24 protein-coding genes are annotated in these 23,908 nt (G+C 55.4%); 8 read left to right on the forward strand and 16 right to left on the reverse strand.

Going from position 1 to position 23,908, the window contains the following annotated elements; all coding sequences use genetic code 11:
• The first annotated feature begins 14 nt into the window (after nt 1–14).
• From AAF659_RS03290 to AAF659_RS03300, 3 genes are read left to right on the forward strand one after another with little or no spacing between them, the layout of a single operon-like run.
• Entirely contained in the window at nt 15–3,251 is a 3,237-nt protein-coding gene (locus tag AAF659_RS03290; protein WP_349750266.1) for a PAS domain-containing protein, read from the forward strand.
• 44 nt (nt 3,252–3,295) lie between these two features.
• On the forward strand, nt 3,296–4,537 hold the full coding sequence (locus tag AAF659_RS03295; protein WP_349750267.1) for an HD-GYP domain-containing protein: 1,242 nt from the start codon (nt 3,296–3,298) through the stop codon (nt 4,535–4,537).
• 8 nt (nt 4,538–4,545) lie between these two features.
• A complete protein-coding gene (locus tag AAF659_RS03300) occupies nt 4,546–5,328 on the forward strand; it encodes a response regulator (protein ID WP_349750268.1) in 783 nt (260 codons plus the stop codon).
• Between the two features lie 15 nt (nt 5,329–5,343).
• Here the strand turns inward: AAF659_RS03300 and AAF659_RS03305 are convergent, their stop codons facing one another.
• The 10 genes from AAF659_RS03305 to AAF659_RS03350 all read right to left on the reverse strand — a co-directional run bounded on the left by AAF659_RS03305 (nt 5,344) and on the right by AAF659_RS03350 (nt 16,984).
• Nucleotides 5,344–6,405, reverse strand: a complete 1,062-nt coding sequence (locus tag AAF659_RS03305; protein ID WP_349750269.1) for a protein-glutamate methylesterase/protein-glutamine glutaminase — start codon at nt 6,403–6,405, stop codon at nt 5,344–5,346.
• 15 nt (nt 6,406–6,420) lie between these two features.
• The gene (cheD, locus tag AAF659_RS03310) at nt 6,421–7,047 is read right to left on the reverse strand and encodes a chemoreceptor glutamine deamidase CheD (protein WP_349750270.1); all 627 of its coding nucleotides are present in this window, start codon (nt 7,045–7,047) and stop codon (nt 6,421–6,423) included.
• Nucleotides 7,044–7,880 carry a CheR family methyltransferase gene (locus AAF659_RS03315; RefSeq protein ID WP_349750271.1) on the reverse strand — a complete coding sequence of 279 codons (837 nt, stop codon included), beginning with the start codon at nt 7,878–7,880 and terminating at the stop codon, nt 7,044–7,046. The genes cheD and AAF659_RS03315 overlap by 4 nt, the downstream gene beginning before the upstream one ends.
• 68 nt (nt 7,881–7,948) lie before the next feature.
• Entirely contained in the window at nt 7,949–10,663 is a 2,715-nt protein-coding gene (locus AAF659_RS03320; RefSeq protein WP_349750272.1) for a methyl-accepting chemotaxis protein, read from the reverse strand.
• A 78-nt stretch (nt 10,664–10,741) separates the two neighbouring features.
• Nucleotides 10,742–11,263 carry a chemotaxis protein CheW gene (locus AAF659_RS03325; protein ID WP_349750273.1) on the reverse strand — a complete coding sequence of 174 codons (522 nt, stop codon included), beginning with the start codon at nt 11,261–11,263 and terminating at the stop codon, nt 10,742–10,744.
• Nucleotides 11,256–13,283: a chemotaxis protein CheA gene (locus tag AAF659_RS03330; RefSeq protein ID WP_349750274.1), complete on the reverse strand. Its 2,028-nt coding sequence runs from the start codon at nt 13,281–13,283 to the stop codon at nt 11,256–11,258. Before AAF659_RS03330 ends, AAF659_RS03325 begins: the two co-directional genes overlap by 8 nt.
• Nucleotides 13,284–13,324: 41 nt before the next feature.
• Entirely contained in the window at nt 13,325–13,690 is a 366-nt protein-coding gene (locus tag AAF659_RS03335; RefSeq protein ID WP_349750275.1) for a response regulator, read from the reverse strand.
• A gap of 53 nt (nt 13,691–13,743) precedes the next feature.
• On the reverse strand, nt 13,744–15,453 hold the full coding sequence (locus AAF659_RS03340; RefSeq protein WP_349750276.1) for a SpoIIE family protein phosphatase: 1,710 nt from the start codon (nt 15,451–15,453) through the stop codon (nt 13,744–13,746).
• A gap of 44 nt (nt 15,454–15,497) precedes the next feature.
• The gene (locus AAF659_RS03345) at nt 15,498–15,791 is read right to left on the reverse strand and encodes an STAS domain-containing protein (RefSeq protein ID WP_349750277.1); all 294 of its coding nucleotides are present in this window, start codon (nt 15,789–15,791) and stop codon (nt 15,498–15,500) included.
• Nucleotides 15,792–15,832: 41 nt separating this feature from the next.
• Nucleotides 15,833–16,984: a methyl-accepting chemotaxis protein gene (locus AAF659_RS03350; protein WP_349750278.1), complete on the reverse strand. Its 1,152-nt coding sequence runs from the start codon at nt 16,982–16,984 to the stop codon at nt 15,833–15,835.
• 258 nt (nt 16,985–17,242) lie between these two features.
• Between AAF659_RS03350 and AAF659_RS03355 the strand changes: the two genes are divergently transcribed.
• Nucleotides 17,243–17,710: an SRPBCC family protein gene (locus AAF659_RS03355; RefSeq protein ID WP_349750279.1), complete on the forward strand. Its 468-nt coding sequence runs from the start codon at nt 17,243–17,245 to the stop codon at nt 17,708–17,710.
• Between the two features lie 185 nt (nt 17,711–17,895).
• Here AAF659_RS03355 and AAF659_RS03360 read toward each other — a convergent pair whose 3' ends face one another.
• Together AAF659_RS03360 and AAF659_RS03365 are read right to left on the reverse strand one after the other, a co-directional pair.
• A complete protein-coding gene (locus AAF659_RS03360) occupies nt 17,896–18,300 on the reverse strand; it encodes a hypothetical protein (RefSeq protein ID WP_349750280.1) in 405 nt (134 codons plus the stop codon).
• A gap of 33 nt (nt 18,301–18,333) precedes the next feature.
• On the reverse strand, nt 18,334–18,798 hold the full coding sequence (locus AAF659_RS03365) for a methyltransferase family protein (RefSeq protein WP_349750281.1): 465 nt from the start codon (nt 18,796–18,798) through the stop codon (nt 18,334–18,336).
• Nucleotides 18,799–18,882: 84 nt separating this feature from the next.
• Between AAF659_RS03365 and AAF659_RS03370 the strand changes: the two genes are divergently transcribed.
• The 4 genes from AAF659_RS03370 (at nt 18,883) to AAF659_RS03385 (ending at nt 21,523) form a co-directional block, all read left to right on the forward strand.
• Nucleotides 18,883–19,320 carry a DUF4174 domain-containing protein gene (locus AAF659_RS03370; RefSeq protein ID WP_349750282.1) on the forward strand — a complete coding sequence of 146 codons (438 nt, stop codon included), beginning with the start codon at nt 18,883–18,885 and terminating at the stop codon, nt 19,318–19,320.
• A gap of 279 nt (nt 19,321–19,599) precedes the next feature.
• Nucleotides 19,600–20,382, forward strand: coding sequence for a cobalamin-binding protein (locus AAF659_RS03375; RefSeq protein WP_349750283.1), 783 nt, complete (start codon nt 19,600–19,602; stop codon nt 20,380–20,382).
• A gap of 308 nt (nt 20,383–20,690) precedes the next feature.
• Nucleotides 20,691–21,032, forward strand: coding sequence for a hypothetical protein (locus tag AAF659_RS03380; RefSeq protein WP_349750284.1), 342 nt, complete (start codon nt 20,691–20,693; stop codon nt 21,030–21,032).
• Complete coding sequence (locus tag AAF659_RS03385; protein ID WP_349750285.1) at nt 21,029–21,523, forward strand: hypothetical protein; 495 nt, start codon at nt 21,029–21,031, stop codon at nt 21,521–21,523. The genes AAF659_RS03380 and AAF659_RS03385 overlap by 4 nt, the downstream gene beginning before the upstream one ends.
• Nucleotides 21,524–21,692: 169 nt before the next feature.
• Here the strand turns inward: AAF659_RS03385 and AAF659_RS03390 are convergent, their stop codons facing one another.
• The 4 genes from AAF659_RS03390 to AAF659_RS03405 all read right to left on the reverse strand — a co-directional run bounded on the left by AAF659_RS03390 (nt 21,693) and on the right by AAF659_RS03405 (nt 23,894).
• Nucleotides 21,693–21,995, reverse strand: coding sequence for a type II toxin-antitoxin system RelE/ParE family toxin (locus AAF659_RS03390; RefSeq protein WP_349750286.1), 303 nt, complete (start codon nt 21,993–21,995; stop codon nt 21,693–21,695).
• Nucleotides 21,983–22,240 (reverse strand): type II toxin-antitoxin system Phd/YefM family antitoxin, encoded by a 258-nt coding sequence (locus tag AAF659_RS03395; RefSeq protein ID WP_230446257.1) that lies wholly within the window; start codon nt 22,238–22,240, stop codon nt 21,983–21,985. Before AAF659_RS03395 ends, AAF659_RS03390 begins: the two co-directional genes overlap by 13 nt.
• A gap of 129 nt (nt 22,241–22,369) precedes the next feature.
• A complete protein-coding gene (locus tag AAF659_RS03400) occupies nt 22,370–22,969 on the reverse strand; it encodes a hypothetical protein (RefSeq protein WP_349750287.1) in 600 nt (199 codons plus the stop codon).
• A gap of 241 nt (nt 22,970–23,210) precedes the next feature.
• Complete coding sequence (locus AAF659_RS03405) at nt 23,211–23,894, reverse strand: TSCPD domain-containing protein (protein WP_349750288.1); 684 nt, start codon at nt 23,892–23,894, stop codon at nt 23,211–23,213.
• Nucleotides 23,895–23,908: the final 14 nt, after the last annotated feature.

The following is a 23,908-nucleotide window of genomic DNA, read 5'->3' on the forward strand; positions in this document are numbered from 1 at the left end:
AGCTAAGGCTTTCCATGAAACAGTCGCCTTACCCGAACGGTGAAGCTAAAAGACAGCAGGCACTCCTTGATACCGGGCTTCTGGAGCAGGGTAGGGAAGAGCGTTTTGACCGCATAACCCGCCTCGCAAAACAATTCTTTTCAGTACCCATTACACTGATGTCTCTGGTTGAGGACAATCGCCAGTCATTCAAGTCCTGCCAGGGGGCGGATCTGTGCGAGACACCGCGCAGTGTTTCCTTCTGCGCGCATGCGATCTTCCATGAAGCACCGCTGGTCGTTGAAGACGCGCTGGATGATGAACGCTTTTATGACAATCCGCTGGTGACCGGATCACCCGGCATCCGTTTTTACGCCGGCGTTCCCATCAAAACGCCTGAAGGTCATTGCATTGGAACCCTCTGCCTGATCGATACCCGCCCTTGCCATTTCTCGGATGACAGTCTGATTGCTCTGTATGACTTTGGCGCAATGGTTGAAGAACAGCTGAAAGCTGACTCAGCACTGCAGTCTTCCCGCTCAGAGTGGCACTCAGCACTGGTGGAGAGTGAGCGTCGCGCCCGATTGGTTATAGAGGGAACCCAGGTCGGAACCTGGCAATGGAATATTCAGACGGGTGAGACTGTCTTTAATGAGCGCTGGGCCGAGATTGTTGGCTATACCCTGGCAGAGCTGGAGCCGATCTCCATTGAAACCTGGTTCGGGCTTGTTCACCCGGATGATGTAACTGAATCAGAAGCTCTGCTGACGCAGCACTTCAGGGGTGAGACGGAAGCCTATGACTGTAAGGCTAGAATGCGCCATAAAAACGGTGGCTGGGTCTGGGTGCATGACCGCGGTCGCGTCTTTGAGTGGACTGACACCGGCGAGCCGCTGCTGATGTACGGCACCCATGCCGATATCACGGCGGAAGTAGACGCACAGCAGGCTCTTGAAACCAGTCGCGACGAATTGGAAGCTCTGGTTTCAAATATGCCGGGGATCACCTATCAATGTCTGCCAGATCATCATTGGACGATGCTTTACATCAGCAACGAAATTGATGGCATCGTCGGCTACGGTGCACAGGACTTGATCCATAACGCCAGTATCAGCTATGCCGAGCTGATACACCCTGAGGACGCCGACAGGGTTGATACGTTGGTCTATGCGGCCATCCATGCCGAACAGGAATGGCATGTGGAGTATCGTGTGCGCCACTGTGACGGGCATTGGCGGTGGGTAGAAGAGCGTGGTAGAGCGATCAGAGGGAGAAACGACTACCCGCTTGTTCTCGAGGGCTTGCTCGTTGACGTTACGCGTGATCATCAGGCCAGGGAACAGCTGAGGCGCCATCATGAAGCATTGTCGCTGTTAAGTCGTATCGCGCTCAATCCGGACAGCGATCATGCCGCTCGAATTGACTATGCATTAGCTGAGGCTCAAACTTATCTGGGGGTTGATAACGCTGCTGTCAGCCAGGTCGACGGCGATACCTACACTTTGTACCGCATTATCACCGATAATCCTGATCTGGTTCCAGGGCGGACAGTTGCGCTCAGCACCACATGGTGCCAGCTGCTCTTTGCGCACCATCAGCGCGAAGTGTTCATTCCGCGGGTGAGCGAGGTCAACGACCGCCGTTATGACTGTTTCCGCGTGTTTCCAGTTGGTCAGTATCTCGGGGTTTTGATTGAAGTAGAAGGCCAACCGTTCGGGTCGCTTGCGTTCTCAGCGAGTGCAGAGCGCTCTGACGATTTTGACGAAAGCGAACGTTTGTTCGTTCAATTGCTTGCGCAATGGCTCAGTGAAGAGCTGGCCCGTCATCTCAGCAGTAAACGTCTCTACAAGCTTCTCGAGCAAGTGCCGGGGATGATCTATCAGTTCCGGCGCTTCCCGGATGGCTCCATAACCTTCCCGTTTTCATCATCCGGCATTCAGTCCATTTACGGCATTACACCAGAAATGGCTGCCGACGATGGATCCAAGGCTTTCGAAGCCATGCACCCCGATGACATTGAGTTGGTTGCCGAATCGATTGAGGGGTCGGCCGAAAGTCTGGAGAGCTGGCAGGCGAAGTTTCGGGTGCGCAGTGACGAGGGTTATTACCGATGGGTTTCCGGTCAGGCTCGGCCGGAGCGGTTGACTGATGGTAGCGTGCTCTGGCACGGCTATATCAACGATATACACGACCAGGAGATGGCACGTCAGGCCATGGAGCGTAATGAACTGCGTTTACGCAGTCTGTTCGAGTTCTCGCCCATCGGTATTGCACTGAATGACCTTCAAACCGGTCAGTTTATTGACCTGAATGAGGCGCTGTATAAACCCTCAGGCTACAGCCCTGAAGAATTCATCAATCTCAGCTACTGGGATATTACGCCACCGGAATACCACGAAGAAGAGCAGCTGGCTCTTGAGCACTTGCGTACTGAGGGCGCCTATGGCCCCTTTGAAAAAGAGTACATACGCCGCGATGGCAGCCGTTATCCAGTCCGTCTGCAGGGGGTAGTCACCTATGATCCTGATGATCGTCCCCTAATCTGGTCACTTACCGAGGACATTACAAACCGCCGGCGTATGGAGCGGATGAAAGACCAGTTCATCTCGACTGTCAGCCATGAGCTGCGCACACCGCTGACTTCCATAAGTGGCTCACTTGGCCTTCTCGCCAGTGGCACAGCGGGCGAGTTACCGGAAAAGGCCACCAAAATGCTGGCGACCGCGAAGCGTAACGCGGAGCGGCTGGGCACGTTGATCAATGATCTTTTGGACATGGAAAAACTGGTGGCCGGGAAAATGCCGATGCATGCCGAGCGCCAGCCTATCAAACCGTTGATCCAAGACGCTGCGGAATCAATGGCCGAGTACGCGCGGCAATACAACGTCCGGCTTCAGGTTGCGAACACAGATGATGATCTCGTTGCCTCTGTGGATGCTTCACGCCTGGAGCAGGCGCTGACCAATCTGATATCCAATGGCATTAAGTTTTCGCCAGAAGAAGGGACAGTTGAGATCAGTATGGTGCCGCAAGGCCAGCAGGCTCTTATTAAAGTGCGCGATAATGGGCCAGGTGTGGATCCGTCTTTCCAGGAGCTTCTGTTTGATCGCTTTTCCCAGGCCGATGGTACGGATGCCCGGCGTTTGCCGGGGACCGGGTTGGGGTTGGCGATTACCCGGGAGATCGCGGAGCAAATGAACGGTCAGGTTTTCTATGAAGATGCCCCGGGTGGAGGGAGCGTTTTCTGCATTGAGCTACCGCTTGGTTTGTAGGATCGATTATGAATGATCAGCCTAAAAATGCGATACGGATGCCCGTGAGCAAAATCAGGATTGGCCTTTACGTTGATGTGGAACGGCCCTGGAATGAGCACCCTTTCCTGTTCCGGCGGTTCCGGATCAAAAACCGACAGCAGGTGGAAGTTATTAAGCGCCTGCATAATGAGACGGTTCTGGTTTTTCCCAAAAAAAGCGTCGTGGGTAAGGAAGAACTTGATGATGCGTCGTCAGGAGCCTCCGGTGTGGCAGAGACACCAACACAGGAAGCCGAGGACGCGCTCTGGCTTGAGAAGCGTCAACACCTTGAGGAGGCTAAAGCGTACCGGAATGAACGCCGGCGTTTGATGAAAGAGTACAAGCAGGCAGCGGAACGCGTCCATCGGCTGACCAACGACCTCTCTAACGCCCCTGCGAATGCCATGCATGATGCAGAGACCATCGTTGAGGATATGGTCAGCCACTTTGAGCAGGGCGAAAGTGTGCTGATGAACCTGGTCAATCTACCGGATGGGGGGTTCAGCACTTACGCACACTCGCTGAACGTAACCGTGCTGGCGCTTTCGCTCGCGCGCTCGCTGGGTATTGACAGAGACGAGTTGCACCAGATCGCCACCGGGGCCTTGCTGCACGACTGCGGTCAGATCACATTGCCCGGGTCCATCATGCACAAAAAAGGCAAACTGACCCCGCGGGAGCAGAAAGTCTATGAGACTCATTCGTCAGCGGGTGCCAAGCTGGCGCAACAGATCGGTTCCCTGGACGACAGCACCATCCGGATCATTCAGGATCATCACGAACTGCTCGATGGCAGCGGCTACCCGGCCGGCAAAAAAGGCGATGAATTGAGTCGGGCGACACGAATTGTTTCGATCGCCAATGTTTATGACAACCTCTGTAATCCGCGAGATCTGTCGGCGGCGAGAACGCCTAAAGAGACAATGGCATTGATGTACCGGGACTGGCGCGGCAAGCTGGATCCCGAGATGCTGATTCATTTCATTAAATCGATGGGCGTTTACCCGCCCGGCACTGTGGTCCAACTCTCGGATGACAGTGTTGCGTTGGTGGTGACCGTTAACCCAGACAATCTACTGAATCCAACTGTCCTACTCTATAATCCGGATATTCCGAGGAACGAGGCCATGATGACCGACCTGGCAATCCATGAGGAACTGACTGTTCAGGGCGCGTTGAAGCCAAAAGACTATCCAGAGCGTATGTATGAGTATCTGGGCATGACAGAGCGGATTGGGTATTTTTACAGTAAAGGCGACAGGTAGAGTGGGTAATGACGAGTTCCTCTCAGGCTAAATTGCAAAAAATGCGCAACCGGTTCATTACTCAGTTACCGTCGCGTTGGGGGCCGGTCGAAAGAGCGTGGCAGAACACGGCCGTTGGCTCTGAAGGTAACCTGGCTATCCGCCGCTTTCACGAAGGGCTGCATACATTGATCGGTACCAGTGGCACCCTTGGGCTCACCGCATTCAGCGAGCGCCTGCGCAAAACCGAACAAAAGCTCAAACCCTATCTACAGGAGGAGCAACTCCCCCAAGCACTGATTGTTGAGCTGCGTTCAGACATGGCTCAGTTGAGCCAGGGGATCAGCGCTATGTGCGCCAGTAATACCCAGTCGTACAGTTGTGAAGTATTGAGTGACGAGACGCAGCACGAAAAGTCGACGACGCTGACGCAAAAAGCAGTCAGAGTACTCGTGATTGATGATCAGGAATCGGTGGGGAATTACTACATCACATTGCTCGAAAGCGCGGGGTTCGGTTCCGATCTCCAGACACAGGCGTCTAAAGTGCGGGCGCATAAAAAGCAATTCGGGCCGCAGCTGTTGGTAATGGACATTCAAATGCCGGATATCTCCGGCATCGAGCTGGCTCGATTGCTGCGAGCAGATGAGCACCCACAGCAGACGCCCATCGTGTTCCTTTCAGCCGAAGGCAGCGAAGCTACTGCTGGAACCATAGCCGAACTTGGAAGCGCCACGCTTTTGGGTAAAGGCCTGACTGATCAGCATTTCCTGAAACATGTCAGCGAATGGACGGGATCCGGTTGCTGTTGAAACGTGGCTTCGGCGTTAAACACGATTGGTACTGGCTTTCCTACTGGCCCAATCAACGAGGAACTTTGGCATTCGGTCCAGAGGCAGAATAGTGTCGGCCGCGCCAAGATCAACGGCGGCCTTGGGCATGCCATAGACCAGACTTGTGTCTTCGTCCTGAGCAATCGTCAGTGCACCAGTCTCCCGTAACGATTGCATTCCTGAACTGCCATCCCGGCCCATACCGGTCAGCAGTAGCGCAATGGTATTGTTCCCCGCGTTTTTAACAAGGCTGAGGAACATGACGTCCACCGAAGGCCGATGTCGGTTTACCGGTGGGTCCTGGGATAGCTGAATCACATAGTTGGCGCCACTACGTATGACTTGCATATGCATGTCACCCGGGGCTAGGTAGGCGCGTCCCGGAATAATGCGCTCGTTATGTTCGGCTTCTTTTACCGTCATGGCACAGGTGGCGTTCAGCCGTGATGCGAATGAGTGCGTGAATCCCCCTGGCATGTGCTGAGTCATGACAATTGCTGGCATGTTGGCGGGTAGTGGTTCCAGAATCGCTTTGATTGCTTCAGTGCCGCCGGTTGAGGCGCCCAGGGCGATGATTTTCTCCGTACCGGAGAGTGCCGGCAGCTCATCGATTTCCCCTTGTTGTGGGGGGATGGCGCGGCGTGCAGACTGAACCCTTGCCTCACTGGCACTCTGGATCGCACGGACGATCTCTGCACCATACTCCGACAGACCTGAGCGGACAGCCAGCTTGGGCTTTGCGATAAACTCAACAGCGCCCAGCTCCATCGCGCGAAGCGTGGCTTCCGTGCCTTTCTCCGTCAGCGTGGAGATCATCACAACGGGGGTAGGGCGCGCTCGCATGAGTTTGCTCAGAAATGTCAGCCCGTCCATGCGCGGCATTTCAATGTCGAGTGTAATGACGTCTGGCGCCAGCTGGTTGACGTTGTCCCTCGCCTCATAGGCATCGCGGGCTGTCGCCACACACGTCATGCCTTCAGCCTGGTCGATAATGGCTTTCAGAACCTGTCTGACCATAGCTGAGTCATCGACGACAAGCACCTTAATCGGCACCATTCATTTTCCTTACTACTAGTCGAAGAGCTCTACGTCACCACCATCAGCGGAACCATGGCGCAGACGCATGCGGTATTCGCTTTCACGGTCGATAATTGTCGTGTTATGCATCGAACGAATTTTCTTGACCTTTACTTGCCCATTATCGGGGAAAAAGTACACTTTGCGCGGAAAATTTCCCACAACATCACTGGCAATGATAGGTATTGCCTCCTGTTGCAGAAACGCTGCTACGAACTCTGCATTGCGCTCCCCGACATTGTGACTGGTAAGTCCCTTCAGAACATTGCCGCCCCCGAAGATTTTAGCCTCGAGACGCTGACGGCTGGCTCCGAGCTTAAGTAACTGATTGATGAGCAGCTCCATGGCGTAAGCGCCATAGCGTGCGGATTGAGCCACCGGGCTGTCCATTTCAGCGCGCTCATCGCTGGGTAATAGGAAGTGGTTCATGCCGCCAATGCCGCGAACGGGGTCGCGTACGCACGCAGCTATGCATGAACCCAGAACAGTGACAATCATCGTATTCTGTTGAGTAACGTAATATTCGCCAGGCAGTATCTTGACAGCGTCACGCTCAAAATACCGATCAAAGTAGCGATTGGGCGCCATGAACAGTTCCGCGTCAGGCTGCGAGGCCATCATGCATTCTCCCGTGTGGCGCATGGCCGGTAAACGCTGTGTCCGATCAACTCGACCAGATCTGAGGCATGAACAAAGCTCTCCGAATGGCCTGCGAAATACAGGCCACCGTCGCGTAACAGTGGAACCATGCGGGTGAGGATCTGTCTCTGGGTTGTTTTATCAAAGTAGATCATGACGTTGCGGCAGAAAATAACGTCCAGAGGTGGCTCAGCAGGCCAGGTGGCGTCCAATAGGTTGGCCTGGCGAAATGTGATCATCTGGCGGAGAAAGGGTTTGACTTTGACGGTACCTGTATTAGTGCCCCGGCCCCTTAAAAAAAACTGTTTCCTGGTTTCGTGCGACAGGCTGGCAACTCGCTCGGCCTGATACACACCCCTTTGGGCCGTCCGCAGAACCTGACTGTCAATATCCGAGGCGAGGATGCTCACTGGTGGCCGGTCGCTACCGAATGCCATTGCCAGCGTTATAGCGATGGAGTAGGCCTCCTCACCGGTGCTGGCAGCGGCGCACCATACATTCAGAGGTCGGTCACGAGACTTGAGTGTGGTTACCTGGGTTGCCAGGTAATCAAAGTGATGGTTTTCCCGGAAGAACGAGGTCAGGTTAGTGGTCAGTGCATTGATGAACTCCTCCATTTCCGACTCAACGTCCGCCAGATAAGCTAGGTAAGTGGTGAAGTCCTTGAGCCCGAGCGCTCGTATCCGTCGGGCCAGCCGGCTGTATACCAATTGTTTTTTGCTGTCTGAGAGGCGGATCCCCGCCCGCTGGTGGATTAAATCCCTGACCTTCTCAAAATCAGAAGACTGAAAGCCAAACTCCCTAGAATCCGCCACGAGCGGTTGACCCCCTGGTTCCGCGTCAGCTTGTAATGCCGTTTCAAGCGTGCTGGTGTATTAAATGGTCAGAATGTTTCCCAATCGTCGTCATCATCACGAGCCTCTGTGGTTTGCTGGGTCTTGTTGGTGGAAGCCGCAGTAGTTTTCTGGTGCTGATCCCGTTTGTTGGTCTGAGTCAGCTGCGTCTGTGTGCCCTTACTGGAGCCGCTGGTGCGGTGGGCCTGCTGCAGGGTGAATCGCGTTAAAAGCCGCTGGAGGGTTTCAACCTGCGACTGCTGACTCTCGGAAGCTGCGGCGGCCTCTTCCACCAGAGCCGCATTCTGCTGGGTCATTTCATCCATCTGGCTGACAGCGGTATTGATGTTCTCAATGCCGCTGCTCTGCTCTTCTGAGGCTGCCGAGATTTCAGCATTGATATCGCTCACGCGTTTGATCGCAGTGACGATCTCCTGAGTCTTTTCGCCGGATTGGTTGACTAGTTGGTTGCCGTTCTGAATCTTGGATACGGAGTCGGAAATCAAGCCCTTGATGTCTTTAGCCGCGTTCGCCGAGCGCTGAGCCAGGCTACGGACCTCCGAGGCAACCACCGCAAACCCACGCCCTTGATCGCCAGCCCTTGCGGCCTCCACTGCAGCATTCAATGCCAGTATGTTGGTCTGGAATGCAATGCTGTCGATGACGCCGATGATTTCCTCAATCTTCTGTGCGGACTCATTGATCTCGTTCATGGTTGAAACAACCTGCGCAACCAGTTCGCCGCCATCCTGTGCTACCTCAGTGGCCTGGTCCGAGAGGGTGTTCGCTTGACGCGCATTGTCGGTATTCTGTTTCACGGTTGAGGTGAGCTGCTCCATGCTCGAGGCGGTTTCCTCCAGATTGGAGGCTTGCTCCTCGGTGCGTGAAGACAGATCGGTATTGCCCTGAGCGATTTCGTTTGCGGCCGTGGCGATGGTCTCTCCAGCGGTGCGGATCTCACCCAGCATTTCCGAGAGGCTGTCCGCGGTCTGGTTGGTGTACGCCTTCAGCTGCCCGAAGGTACCCTCATAGTCAGCCTCGATACGCGCAGTCAGGTTCCCGTTCGCAATTTCGCCCAGAACACGGACAACGTCATTCAGGCCCTGTTCCGCAGTTGCCACGAGCTGGTTCATGCCCTGGGCCATTTCCAGGAAGAAGCCGTCCTTGCCGTCTTCGGTGGCGCGGCGTGTAAAGTCGCCGGCGGCAGCGGCTTGCACAATCGCCGTAATTTCCTCCGAAGCCGTCACCTCGACAGTGCGATCCAGCCACTCGATCACGGTGCCCAGTCGCTCACCCTGTTCGCCCCAGATCGGATTGGCCTGCAGCCGGAAATGGCGCCCCCCAACCTTGATGTTTGAGGTGTACTGCGATGTCAGATTCTCCAGCAGCGTCATCTGGTGTGACGGGTTCTTGTGAAAGCGGTCGATGCTGTGATTGAGTACATCGTCCGCCCGAAAGTGGGGCAGATCCTTCTGCAAGTCCCTTTCTACGTGACGCAGCATGTCTTGTACGGCCCGATTGAGGTAGATGACGTTACGGTCGTTGTCCGCAATCATCACATTGGTGCTGGCTCCATCCATCGCCGAGCGGATCTGGGCATTGAAGACCGCCTGTTTGGCGGCTTCATGCAACGAAGACACCATATTCTTAACAGCAAGCATGACACTGCCTTCAGGCAGATTGGAGCCGAATTCAAGGTTATAGTCCCCCCGGGCAACAGCGTTCGCAATGTCGCGCAGTTGCCCCGGCTCAGCACCCAGGATGCGGCCAACGTCTTTGACGCCCCAGACCAGCCACATCACCAATGCGAGGATCAACAATGACCCCAGGGACATGGCAATCAGCATGGTTAGCTCAGCCTGCTTTATTGCCGCCGATGCAGTGTTCATCTCTGACAGAGTGTCGTGCGAAAAGTCGGCGTAATTCGATATCTGCGCGGATGCCATTTGCCACCAGGCATCCTGACTCAGATCAGCCCTGCCGGCTTGGTAGAGTGCTTCCCGCGCCTGCGCCAGCGCTTGGGCTTCACTGCTTTGCTTCACCTTCTCATCTAAATTATCGACCGCCCACTGCGGTAGTACCAGATGCGCTGATTCAAGCTGGGATTCGATCGACCCCAGCGCTGTCTGTGCAGCCCCGCGCAGTGCTCTGCCATCGCGACCCGCGTCTCTTGCCGCCAGATAGGCTGTTATGTAACCACGCTCAAGGCCGGTAGCATCCTTGGCAAAAAGAACCGACATCAGACCTCGTGACACTAGGGCAATTTCCTGAGCCCCCGCCTCCATGGCGTCCTCGGGGAGCACTCCGAATAGCCGAATAATGCGGTGTATCAGTTCGGTGTAGCGGGTAGCGGCATCTCTTGTCCCAAGATTTTTTTCCTCGACAGGCCCTCGGATGTCGTCCAGTCGTTGCAGCTGACTGATAAGGTTTTGCAATTGTTGCTGGAAGTGCTCTCTCAGCGCAGCGGCATCCTGGGTTGCTGACTCTGCAAATTCTTCTACTGACTCATCAACAGCGTCATGCTGTTGGCGCAGATCTGCTGGCAGCGTCTCCGAGTCGCTGGCCAGAAATCCCATACTCTTGCCGCGCTCTTTCTGCAGCGCGCTGATCAAAGGGATTCCGTCCTCAACCACATGCTCGGCAGCCGCTACTCGTTTGGCCGAGTTGTAGTCGGTCCAGTTGGTTGCATTCTTGTCAATAGCTAACCAAAGCACGAGTAACGCGCTCACCGCTGCAAGCAGAAGAATGCGTGTCTGCAACTTCATTTTTTTCAGGAATCCCATAGCAATTACCCTTCCGACTGACTCCCATGGATCGCAGGCCCACCCTGAGCCTGCAACGGATTATTCGCCCGGCGTCGCAATACCGCCCGGCTGTTCTGCTGCGGCCTCCACCAGGCCCATTTCATCGCTGGTGATCAGCTTTTCGATATCGACCAGAATGACCATGCCGTCGCCGACACTGGCCAGCCCGATCAGATACTCGCTGTCAAAGGCGACGCCGAAATTCGGTGCTGGCCGGATTTCATCGCTGGTAAGGGTCACCACATCTGAGACACTGTCCACTACAACGCCAACGTAGCGTCCCTGGATCTGCAGAACCATCACGATCGTGAATTCGTCGTAGGTTGCCTGGCCGACGTTGAATTTGATGCGCAGATCGATCACCGGCACGATGTCACCGCGCAAGTTGATGACGCCCTTGATGAACTCTGGGGCATTCGCAATCTTGGTGACGGCTTCATAGCCCCGGATTTCCTTGACCTGCAAAATGTCCAGCGCATAGCTTTCGTCGCTCAGGGTGAAGGTCAGATACTCCTGGCCCTGCTCATTGGCGGCACGCGCCAGCTTCTCTTCATTACTCATGGGATGCTGCCTCCTCCCGTTCGACTGGTTTCGCAAGGTCCGCCAGCGCTTCTGTGTCCAGGATCAAAGCAACGCTGCCGTCGCCCATGATGGTGGCCCCCGCGATGCCAGGTACCCGTCGGTAATTCTGTTCAAGACTCTTGATGACGACCTGTTGTTGCCCAACGAGGTCGTCCACCTGCAGGGCAAAGCGCCGTCGCCCGGACTCCACAAGCACCATGATGCCCTCACCGGGGTGCTTCGCCTGTGCCTCGTCAACGTCCATCACCCGGTGAAGGGGAATGACGGGCCAGAACTGGTCGCGCACTGCCAGTAGCTGGTCAGTGCCGCCAAGCGTTCTGACCGCGCCCGACTCAGGTGCCATGGACTCGAGGATGTTGACCAGCGGAACAATGAACGTTTCATTCCCGACTGAAACGCCCATGCCATCCACAATCGCCAGGGTGAGCGGCAGGTGGATGAAAAACGAAGTTCCTTCTCCGGGCTCGGATTGAATGTCAACACGCCCTCCAAGCGCCTCAAGGTTCTGACGCACCACATCCATGCCAACCCCACGACCGGACACATCGCTAACGGCATCGGCAGTGGAGAACCCAGGCTCCATCACTAGTGACCAGACCGCCTGATCCGAAGGGTTACTGGGAACGTCAATGCCCCGCTCCATTGCCTTTTCAAGGATCTTGTCGCGGTTAAGGCCACCGCCATCGTCAACAATCTCAACCACAACGTTGCCACCATGCTGTATCGCACGCAGAGTGACCGTTCCAGTTTCAGGTTTGCCGGCCTCACGGCGGCGTTCGGGGCTTTCCACGCCATGATCGACGCTGTTCCGAACCAGGTGTGTCAAAGGATCGGTCAGCTTCTCAATCAGTCCCTTATCAAGCTCCGTATCACCGCCTTCAACGACCAGTTGCACCTTCTTACCCAGCTTGCCGGATAGATCACGCACGACTCGCGGAAAGCGGCTGAAAGCGAATGAAATTGGAAGCATCCGCACCGCCATCACGGATTCCTGCAGCTCGCGGGTATTGCGCTCCAGCTCATTTAGAACACTTTCAAGCCGCTCCCCAGTGGCGCCTTCAACCTGTTTGCCGATTTCCTGCAGCATGGATTGTGTGATCACCATCTCACCAACGAGGTTGATCAGCTGATCGACTTTCTGGATGTCAACGCGGATGGACGAACTTTCTTTGTTGCTGTCTTTATTAGCGTTCTTCTGGCCTGTGTCTGGTGTGGTCGAGGCGGTCTTGCCTGACTGTGCAGTGGCTGCGCCAGATGTGGCCGCTTGTGGTGGATCGTTGGGTTCCGGCTTTGTATTTGCGGACTGGGCAGATTGGGTTTGCGCCTGCGCGGCCTCGCTAGTCCCATCCTCCAGAAGGCTGTTTATATAGTCTGCATTGGCGACAGCGGTTGAGCTCGGCGTTTCGTCCTCGAAAAAGCCAAATGCGTCGCCTTCTTCTGCGGGCGCTTCCACCGGTTCAAAGAAGCCAAAGCTGGGGTCATCGTCTGTGCCTTGTACCGTCTCATCAAAAAAGCCGTAAGCTTCATAGTCGTTCGAGCCCTCAGCGGGCGCAGCAAAGAAACCGTACCCTTCGGATTGCTCGTCACCCGAGTTTTCTGTGCTCGGTTGCTGGCTCGTTAGCCATTGCTCCAGTGCCTCACTGGCCTGGTTGACACTGTCCCAGTCCGGCTCCTGCTGATTGCGGTAGGCATCCAGGATTGCGCGAAGGGTATCGCCGGTTTTGAGCAGCAGATCCATAAGATCGGCGGAGAGGGCAAGGCTGCCATCGCGCGCTCGGTCAAGGAGATTCTCCATAACGTGAGTGACGGTGCCGAGTGCCTCGAAACCAAAAATGCCGCTGCCGCCTTTAATCGAATGCGCGGCACGGAAAATGCTATCTAGTTCGCCAGCGTCGGGCTGTTCCAGGTCGAGCGCCATTAACAGCCGCTCCATCTCATCAAGGTGCTCTGCGGTCTCGTCGAAAAAGCTTTCGTGGAATTGTTCCATATCCAATGACATCGACGGAGTCTCCTGGCCGGATCAGCGGGCAAGCTCGTGGTTCATTTGAGGACCTTCGAGGTCACATCCAACAGCTTGGATGGATCGAAAGGTTTGACCATCCAGCCGGTTGCACCCGCAGCGCGACCTTTTGCCTTCATGGAATCACTGGCCTCGGTTGTCAGCACGACAATGGGAGTACTGCGATAGCTGCTCATGCCCCTGAGGTTTTTGATCAGTGTTAACCCATCCATATTGGGCATGTTCTGATCGGTCAGAACGAAGTCAAAACGTTTCGATTGGCACAGATCCTGCGCTTTTTTGCCATCTTCCGCTGCCGTTACCTGATACCCCGCCTGCTTGAGCGTTGCCTCCACCATCTGCCGGATGGAAGCCGAATCGTCCACAATTAAGACATGTTTGCTCATTTATCCATGATCCTCACTGTTGATCCATTAAAATGCCATAGTGTTGTGTGCCGTCACTTGGGATAGGGAATGCTCACGTTCACCCGATTGCCCGGGGGCGTGATGCAAAAGTCTTCAACATACTGGCGCACGATGACCAGACCACGCCCCGATGACAGCTCGGCCGGATCGGTGCTTGGTGTATCCGGGCTGAAACCGGCACCCGAGTCACTCACACATACCCATAGTTTGCGCGCTATATCGTCCCAGCTGAGACTGATTGCGACCCAGTCGTGATGCTGGAGCCGGGCCAAGCGCTTTGCTCTCTCTTCAGCATAGACGAGAAAACCGTTTTCACCCTGCTTTAGCTCCGATTCGAGTTTGAGAACTCCGTGATCCAAGGCGTTGGTCACGAGTTCGGTCAGCACAAGAAAAACGCGTTCAACCAGCTTCTGAGCCAGATTCAGCTCATTGATCAATGACATGGCGAGCGTTGGGGGAACGATGTCTTCGAGTTGCCGAGCCCGCAGCAGGAGCGACCACTCAAAAGCCCCGTGATCAAGCTTGGACGAGGCAGTTGGGAGTGTCTCGGAAGCAGGCGTGCTGTCACCCGTTGCCGAGGCCAGAAACGCGTGTGGATCAATTGAACAGACGGTGACATCGTCGTCGTAAGCCTCGGCGCCTGCGTGCTCTGCCAGCGCCATGAAAAGTGCCTCAATGGTGGCCTCGGGGGTGGGCCTCAGGTGCTGATGGATCCGGTCGCGGCCCAGGGGGGCCTTGTCATGGTTGGTCTGTTCGTAGAGTCCGTCACTGTAGGCCAGCCAGAAATGGCAGAAATCGAGGGGGTAGGTTTCTGTCGCGGTCTCAAAATCAGTGTCGCTGAGGACCCCGAGCGGCATATTGGTTGAGGTTACCCGGCTGAGCTCACGGGCATTGGCATCCACCGCCAGGACCGGCGGCATGCCTCCGTTCCACACAGCCACCTCATGCCGGTTGGGGTCCATCTCCAGGGCAATGCAGCAGATGAAGCGATCACTGGGGGTATCGAGCAGAAGGTGACGGTTCAACTCGAGTAAGACGGACTGAAGGGCGAACCCTTTGGAGATCATCGTCTGAAAGGTGGATACCACCGGCAACAACGTGATGGCAGCCGAAAGACCATGGCCGGTCGCGTCCAGAACCATGATGATGGCGCGGCCATCAGGCGCGGTTGCCCGCAGGATCAGATCACCGCTAAAGGCGTGGGAGGAGACCGTTCTGTCAGCGACGCCGGGGACCGGGCGAGTAGCTCTCTTAACGATGAAGTCGTAGGTGAAACGCGCTAGATATTCCTCATGCTCTGCGCGTGCGATTAAGACCTGCAGCTGCTGGTTTTTGCGGTCGAGTGCCTGCTGCAGGCCCTTCTCACGCAGCAGGGCGGACACCTTGAGCGTTAATAAACCAAGATTGAACGGTTTGATCAGATAATCGGAGGCGCCGCGCTCAAAACAGTCGCTGAGAAATGACTCATCATTGTTGGCGCTAAGCATCATGACCCTTGGGCAATGCGCCTTGCTGCCCTCGACCTGTTGAGTGAAAAAGGGCAGGAGTTCCGAGCCCTCGCCATCGCCCAGATAATTATCCAGTAGGACAAGGTCCAGCACCTCAGACGAATCCAGCCACCATTGTGCCTCTCTGTAGGAACCCGCTTCGTAAAGCGTGATGTCGGCGCTGTCTTCCAGCGACTCTGAGATGAGCATCCGCATCAACTCATCGTCTTCAACCAGTAATACCGAGAATGTCATTGTAAGTCCTACAGAATTAAAGAACCTGATCTACGCTTGATCGTCTAACGCATGGTGATCATTTTCTGGATGTTGGCGATTTCCAGTGTGTCCTTGACCGATCCTTTCGCGTTGGAAATGACAAGGGATTTGTTGGCGTTATCGCACTTTTTTTTCAGTTGAATCAGCATGCCCAGCGCAGCGCTGTCTATAAACTGGGTTCGCGCTAGATTGACAACCAGAGTTCTAACCGATGTGTCCTCCAGACATTGCTGGCTTTCAGCAATGAAGGTCTGGTGGATGCCAAAATCAAACCGCTCACCCAATGCGATAACGCCCTCACGCGATGTGTCATTCATGGTTTGCTGCACTCTTCAACAGGGTCATTTGTCGAAACGTTCTAAAACAGATCCACATCACCGGATTCCATGGAGCGCGCACTGACCGGGCTTTCATCTCTGGCAGTCATGGCCGCCTGGTAAGTCGCCAGTGCCTCGCTCAGCGCCTGGGCGCTATCCTGATGAGCGGTGGTATCAAGAGCCTGTGCCAGTGGTTTCAGAGCCTCGACGCCTTCCCGGGTGAAATGGATCGTTTGCCTGGCCATGTCTTCAAACTGCAGCGCTCGGATCGCGTGGTTAATATCAGAGTCCAGCTGCTGCGCATGCTTCTCGACCACGCCAGCGATCTCACGGTCTTGTTCGGATTTACTGAACAGCGTCTCAACGGTGCTCTGGACATTTTTCTTGGCATCCATCACAAAGCTCATATCCTGTGAGGCGACGTCGCCAACTTCCTCTTTGAGCTGCTCAAACGAGGTGCTGATACCTTTGAGCCGATCCTGAATGTCTTTACTGAACTCGGCTGAGCGCTTGGACAGGTTGCGAACCTCATCCGCCACCACTGCGAATCCGCGCCCGCTCTCCCCGGCTCGGGCGGCTTCAATCGCCGCATTGAGCGCTAAAAGGTTGGTCTGGTCGGCAATTTCATCAATATCCTGCATCGCCTTCATAACAGCGGGCATGGATTGGGAGACCGAATTGACCCGCTCCACCAGACCCATGGCATCGGAACTCATCTGAACAGTGATTTCGACAAACCGGTTCAGCGTTTGAGACGCCTCCTGAACAAACTGTTCCATGCGTGTGTTCATGTTGGCTTCTGAGTCATTATTAGTGTCGGGGTACATGAGTTTGTTCAGCTGTTCGATCTGTTCATGGATAAGGCGCTGAATGTCGGTGAATGAGTCTTGCAGGGTCGTGCTCGCATCGCTCTGGATCTGCTCCACAGAATCAAGGCCCTCGCGTGTTTCCTGGAGGCGGGCTGCCAGGACATCACCCAGCTTGTCCATCCCATGCTGGTCTTCGCACGCCCGAGCGTCCTCTCCGTCGGGTGGCGCCACGCCCGGGTTACTGTCGGCCAGCCACTGCGGTAGTATGCCGGCAAAGGTTACAATAACACCGGCCCAGCCCTGCCAGAGCGTAGCGATGGCCATGCCTGCAACCAGCGCAGCCAGGGGTACGAGAAGCGTCACTGCCTTAACATTGTCATTCATAAGCCAGGCACTCTTTCCCAAGGTGATGACTCCTTGTTGCTGATGGGCGGATCAGCCTGCGTTTCGAGAAACGGCTTATACGCAAATGATGCGATCAGTTTGGTGTGTCCTACGCACAAAGTTGTAGCAGTGTGCGACGCGGGGCGCTAGAAAATGATGAGATGGTTTTGGAACGGGCGGTATAAAAATTGTAAAAAGGGTCAGAGAACGCTCGGTAACTGTCTGACATGCAAAGAAACCTGGAATAGGAAACGAACCATGGAAACCATCGTCGTTGAGCGCACAATCAACGCCCCAATTGATCAGGTGTTTGACCTGCTCAGTGATCACGCCAACTACAAGCAGTTCGAAGGCATCCGCAATTCCTGGCTGGTCAAAGAAGGCTCAGAAGACCCCAACGGTGACGGCGCCATAAGGCGTATTGATCTGGGCGCGGTCTGGTTTGAGGAGGAAATCAGCAACTTCTCTCGCCCCCATGGCATGGATTACCGGATCCTGCGTTCACGCCCGCCCATCGAGCACGAAAGCGGCCGCATTCAATTGCGCGAAACGCAAGAGGGCACAACGGTCACATGGACGTCCACATTCCGTGTGCGTTTGCCCTTGATCGGGCGTGTTCTATCCCCCATGGCAGCCAAAGCGGGTACCAAGGCCTTCGGGGGTCTGCTCAAGTCGATTGACCGCCGACTGAGTGAGACCGCGTCGAGAGCGGATGCCCGGAACTGAGGATATGGATCACCCACAGTGCATTGACTGTCTGACCGAGGAAACCGCTGAGACGCTCTACGCCGTTGGTGCCCAGGATCACATCGTTGGTTATCCATGATCCGCACCCTTGGCGGCATGCCTCGTGTAGGCGAATGGTCACCGGAAAATCCTTATAAGGGGTGAGCATGTGCAGCGACAAGCTCCTACTCAGACCCACGATATGCACTGAAATCCGCTGGGCGCCGAAGTGCTGAATACAGCACAAGAATAAAGCAGGCCAGGACAAAGACCTTGTTGACGAACCAGTTGGTGCGCCAGATTGACCACTCCGGGTCGGCCAGGAAGCTCGCGAACAGTGTGACGATGATGGCGATTTCCACCAACGCCATACCAATCGCCAGCGCGCGGGTATAGCTCGGGCGCGCCAGCAATGCCCAGCCCAGCCAACCATGGGCGATGGGCCACAGGTCCCAGTAGATGTGGGTGTGCCAGTCGATGCCCTCAGCGAGCGCGAACGCCAGTGGGAACAGGTATTTGATGAATACCGTCCAGGCGGCGAGCAGGAACAGCATGTGGGCCAGGAACACCGGCCGGGAAACGCGGACCATTCAACGCCCCTTCTCGAGCAACCAGGTTTTACATCAGATCCAGCGCCTTACCCGGGCGGCGTACTTGTCAAAGGGCTGACCAAACAGCGCCCGCATGTGGCGTTCTTCCGGCAGAATCTGGAACCGGTTGATGTAGACGATGAATCCCGGGATGAGAAGCAGCGACAGGGCATTGGTCAGGTACAGGGCCCAGGCCAGCAGCACCACAGCAAGCGCCAGGTACATCGGGTTGCGACTGAAGCGGTAGATCCCATGCTCCACCAGCTGGGCGGATTTCTGGGGCGTATGCGGGTTGATCGTGGTACTGGCACGCCAGAACTGCAGGATCCCAATCAGGGCAATGCCGATACCAACCACTGCCACCACAATCGCCAGCGTCGCTGAACGCGGGAATGGCAGGGCCGCGCTGGGAACGAGCTGCGCGATACCCCACATCAGCACAGCGACGGTCAGAGCAATCAGTGGCGGGGGGATTGTCAGTTCAAGTCCTTTCTTCATGAAGTCTCCTTTGCACGAGCCTATCGTAAACCTGAACCTCCTCCAAGCGTATAACTGAAGAGGTTTTCAAAGGAAGATGGCGGGATGAAATGGTTTAACGGCGTGATCGACTGGCGGCCAGTACTGGCTCTTATTGTCTTTTGGTTTGGTTCAGTCATTGCGGAGGAGCAGGGGGTGAATTCGCTTTCGGATTTTCAATGGTGCAATCGGCTGATTCTCGTTGAAGAGGCCAATGACCCCGATCAACGTGTTGAAGCCTTAAGGCAGCATGCCGCGGGTATCGATGACCGGGACATTGTTTGGTTTGTCCTCGGGAACCAAGGCATCCAGTCGAATCTGGAGGAACCGGGCAGGGATCTGCAGCGGGATGTCCGCAAAACGCTGCGTGCACAGCCGGAAAACGTAAGCGTTGTCCTGATCGGCAAGGATGGCGGGATTAAACAGCGAAGCCGGGTTCTGGATGTCGCCGGGATCTTTGCGTTGATCGACACGATGCCAATGCGCCAAAGGGAAATGCGCTGAACCGGATCAGTCATTGCTCACGTCAGCTCCAGTTCGGAGAGCACAGGCAGGTTCAGATTGCGTTGCCGCTCGTTTACAGCATCAGACGTGCATCCGGCCAGAACTGCAGTGAGGATTACAGCCATTGCCGCAGAGGGGTTTTGGGTTCTTGCCATTCCTTGTCTTTATCCGGGTGTTCAGCAAGTCCCCATAAGTGTAGTTTGAGGCGCATTCAAAGCGAGTTAACAACAGGAGTTCGTTACATGCAAACCATTGTGATGGAGCACCGGCACTGAGCCTATGGATTACCCGCAGCGCATTGTCTGTCTGACCGAGGAAACCACTGAGACGCTCTACGCCATTGGTGCCGAGGATCGCATTGTTGGTATATCCGGCTTTACCGTGCGCCCCGAACGGGCGCGGCAGGAGAAACCAAAAGTCTCCGCTTTCACTTCCGCCAAGATTGGGCGGATTCTTGAGCTGGAGCCGGATCTGGTGCTGGGATTTTCGGACATGCAGGCCGATATCGCCGCCGAACTGGTGCGTGCCGGGGTCGCCGTGCACATCTTCAACCACCGCACCGTTGACGGCATTCTCTCCATGATCCGCACCCTCGGCGGCATGCTCGGCCTCCATGACCACACCGAACCCTACGCGGATGAATTGGCGTCACGAGTGGAGACGATACGGGCGAAGCAGGCTCAGGGGCCGTGTCCGCGTGTTTACCTCGAAGAGTGGGGCGACCCGATGATTACGGGCATTGGCTGGGTCTCGGAGCTGATCCATATCGCCGGTGGCGAAGACATCTTTCCCGAGCGGGCCGCGGAGCCCGGCGCCAGGGAGCGCATTATCGAAGACCCCAATGAGGTTGTGGCGCGCCAGCCGGACCTCATTATCGGCTCCTGGTGTGGCCGCAGATTCCGCCCGGAACAGGTGGCGGAACGACCGGGTTGGGACGGCATCCCCGCCGTAGCCAACAACGCGCTTTACGAAGTGAAGTCACCGTTGATTCTTCAGCCGGGGCCTGCGGCGCTCACGGATGGGCTGGATGCGCTCTGTGAGCTGATTGACCGGCACCGGTAGGTGTAGAAAGGCTGCGAGGCACGCCGGAACCGAGGGGTTCCGGCGCTACCGTTGCGGCCTGCATCGTGCAGCCGAATGGCCACCAGAGCATTCATTATGATGGTTGGGCATGTGCAGCGACAAGATCCTACTCACCCAGTCGATGCCTTCAGCGAGAGCAAGCTCCAGCGGGAACAGGTATTCTCCAAGCGTCTGCTGAGGAACGCGCTAAATATTGCATACCAACGTGAAATCGATCACTTGAACCTCTAAAGCTCAGACAGTAACCTTCTGAAATGACAAGGCAACCAGGGAAGGAGAAAGACGCAATGGAGTGTACGCCCGTCAGAAACCTCAAGCTCGACAGCAAAGACCGAGAAGCGCTCAAGACCATCCGCAAGGCTCAGCGAAACGGGAAAATGCTGGAAGTTGTACTGCCCGCGGGCGTCATGGCGAGCATCTTTCTGGGCAACAACAGAGCGGAAGCCGCATTCAACATCAAGTCGACCGACTGGGTTCGGTTTGCCAAATCCATGCAGGCCATTGGGCCCATGGTGAGGAAAACACTCATCAAGGTGGCAAGGATGCAGCTTCTCAGGGACGAGCTGTCTCCGAAACAACGTCAGTTCTGGAAGAAGATCGAGAACGGTTGCGAAGGAGTGCGGCAATGAGTTGGCTTACACGTACTGCGGTATGGATTTGTGCTGCCGTTTCAGTAACACCGGCGACGGCCTCCGAGGCGCGAACCCATCTTGAAGAGCGGGTAGAGGCCTACGAGCAGGCGATCGAGCGGTGCGAACAGCAGGTCAGGGGACGTGCTTTGCCCGGGGATGCGTTGCTGGAACAGTTGAGACAGTATGAACTCAAGCAGGTGAGGGTGTTCCTGATCGCACGTGCCCAGCAACTTGAAAGCCAGTGTGAACGCCCGGAGCTGACGGAACTCTCATACGCCATCGGAATGCTCAAACGGCTGGACCTTTCTGAAAAGACGGCAGAAAGAGTTAAAGCAGTGGAAGATCTGCTGTATACGCCTTCGCCCTGGCGATTCAGGGAGCGCTACGAGTCGCTGCCTGAATCAATGCGGAAGGCGTTGGAGAGTGAGGCCTATTTTCAGGACCCGTTTGATGGCGTCGCCACTCTTGAGGCAACGCTAGAGGAATGAAAAGATATAGTTCCACGAATTGTTAGCCCCTTGAGTGGAGAACTCCATCGTCCTCTTGGCCTACTCGTTAGGTTCTTTTTGTTGGTTAACTATCTGGCCTGAGTTCAGATAATAACTCCAGCACTGACGTAGCGAAGCGGAGACAAAGGCATCCCAGTGACGCGCTTGGTTAGCTTCTACCAAGCATGTACGCACGAAGTTGCCGTTCCTCTCTCATGACATAGAGGACGAGAACCCGACTCTCATCCTCACGATAAAAAATGCGACACGGTGGAACCACTACCTCTCTGTATACCGAATCAGGGAGCTCTGGTGGAATCCGTCCGGATTGGGGAAAATCGTCCAAGCGCTCGGTCTTATCGAAAACTGCCTGGACCAGATGACTCGCGGCGGCAGGATTATCCAGAGCAATGTACTCAGCGATGGCATCCAGTTCCTGAAGGGCGGGCTCCGTCCAGACTACCTCAGCCATTTACTCATTTTCTCCCTGGCCTCACTTTGGCTGTACGTTCTTCCCTCAAGTACAGCACGCTCTCCCCGTGAGAGCCCTTCAAGCAGCTCAAGTCGGCGCTGCATGAACTCGTAATCCTGCACATCGACAAGGTATGCTGATGGCTGACCATGCTCCGTGATCAGTATCGGCTCTTTGGACAGGTGCAGATCTGCCAGAATCTTTGTTGCTTGGCGTTTGAGGTTCGTAACAAGCTCGACTTTCATGGGGTTACCGTAGATCAGACTAATAGTGACACTATAGTATCACTTTTCAGGTGGGGCAATCATAGCTAACGCTTTGCTCACCGGTAAATTAAGAGCGCAGCGAGTAATTTATCCGCGTGCAGCAACTGGTTATATCTCGTTTGCACGGCAAGCAGAAATATAATCACGCCAATCCCCAAGAATGCGCCGACGTGTGTCCAGTTCGCTGGCATGCTGTAATGCATGAAATGTTTCTATGTACTTGTTTCGAGCGCTCGTGAAGAGCTCATTGTCGAACTGCTCTTTACACCATTCCCGCTCCTGACTCGTTGGCTCTTCGAGAAGCTCTTCGATTTCCTCGATGTAGGCCGGCTGCGCCCAGTTAGATGAGTGCCACATGTCTTGTTTGGGCATTGACCGCGAAAACAAATAGGGGAGCAGATAAATATTGCTCAACATCGAATCCAACAGATTCCTCCGCGCTTTTCTTAGTGAACCTACGCGGTAGTGCGCCAATGCAGCATATAGCAGAAATGCGGGCTCACCGACGTCATCTGCAAACTCCTGTTCGAACCATTCCAAAAAATCGGCTGCTTTCTCTGGAGCACCGCTAAGCACAAAGTAGACGCACACCCGGTAGCGCTTCCCTGAGCCGTCCGAAATCGCGCCGAACTTCTCCTTTTCTTTGAAAAGTTCTCTTCGCGCTCGGTTAGCGCGGTCTCGGTACTTCTTCTGTTCATCGGTTAGCACAGATCTACCTCAAGAGATATAACAGGTAATGATAGGAATTCTGCGTTATTGATATCCCTGAATTCGGTATAGCGCCAGTACAGGGCGCGCTGCGCGCTCTATATTTATCGGCTGAATCAGTGGCTTATCGTGTCAGCGTAAACAGCGCTGTAATATCCTGAATTCCTGCTTACCTACATCCAATCAACCCTAACCAAAAAGCCCCCTGGGGCGCGAACCGCAGGGGGCTTGGTTTCCGGCTTTAGCCGCACTTACTTTCGCCGCAGGCAAGGCAGGTTTCGCACCCGTCCATCATCACCATGGCCTTGGTGTGGCACTTGCCACAGACCGTGGCATTGGAGGGGTAGCTGCCTTCCGCGTTGGAGACTGGCTCGCCATTGGTCTCAAAGGCGGCTTTCTTTTCCGCGATCATCCGCTGGGTGAGCTCGCTCATCTCTTCGGATTCGATCAGGCCGATGGCTTTCATGTGCTTTTCAATCACGTAGCCAATCTCTGCCACCAGCGAGGGCATGAAGACGCCGCCTTTCTTGAAGTAGCCGCCGCTGGGGTCGTGCACGGAGCGCAGCTCTTCCACCAGGAAGGTCACGTCGCCGCCCTTGCGGAAAACGGCCGAGAGCACGCGGGTGAGGGCGATCACCCACTGGAAGTGCTCCATATTCTTGGAGTTGATGAACACCTCGTAGGGGCGCCGGGTTTCGTGGTTAGTGCCTTCGTTAAGAATGATGTCATTGATGGTGATGTACATCGCGTGATCATCGATCGGCGGCTTGATCTTGTAGGTGGTGCCGAGCAGGAACTCGGGCCGCTCGATGTGCTCGTTCATCACCAGCGGCTGTTTCTCGGCCGCCGTCTGTTCCTCATTGGCGGCGTTGTCTTCCTTGAGAACGCGCTGGTCAACGATTTTTTTCTCGATTCGGACAGTCATTGCTTGGAGTCTCC

Origin of the sequence: Salicola sp. Rm-C-2C1-2, from assembly GCF_040196175.1 — a bacterium.
In the GTDB taxonomy this organism is placed as follows: Bacteria; Pseudomonadota; Gammaproteobacteria; order Pseudomonadales; family Oleiphilaceae; genus Halospina.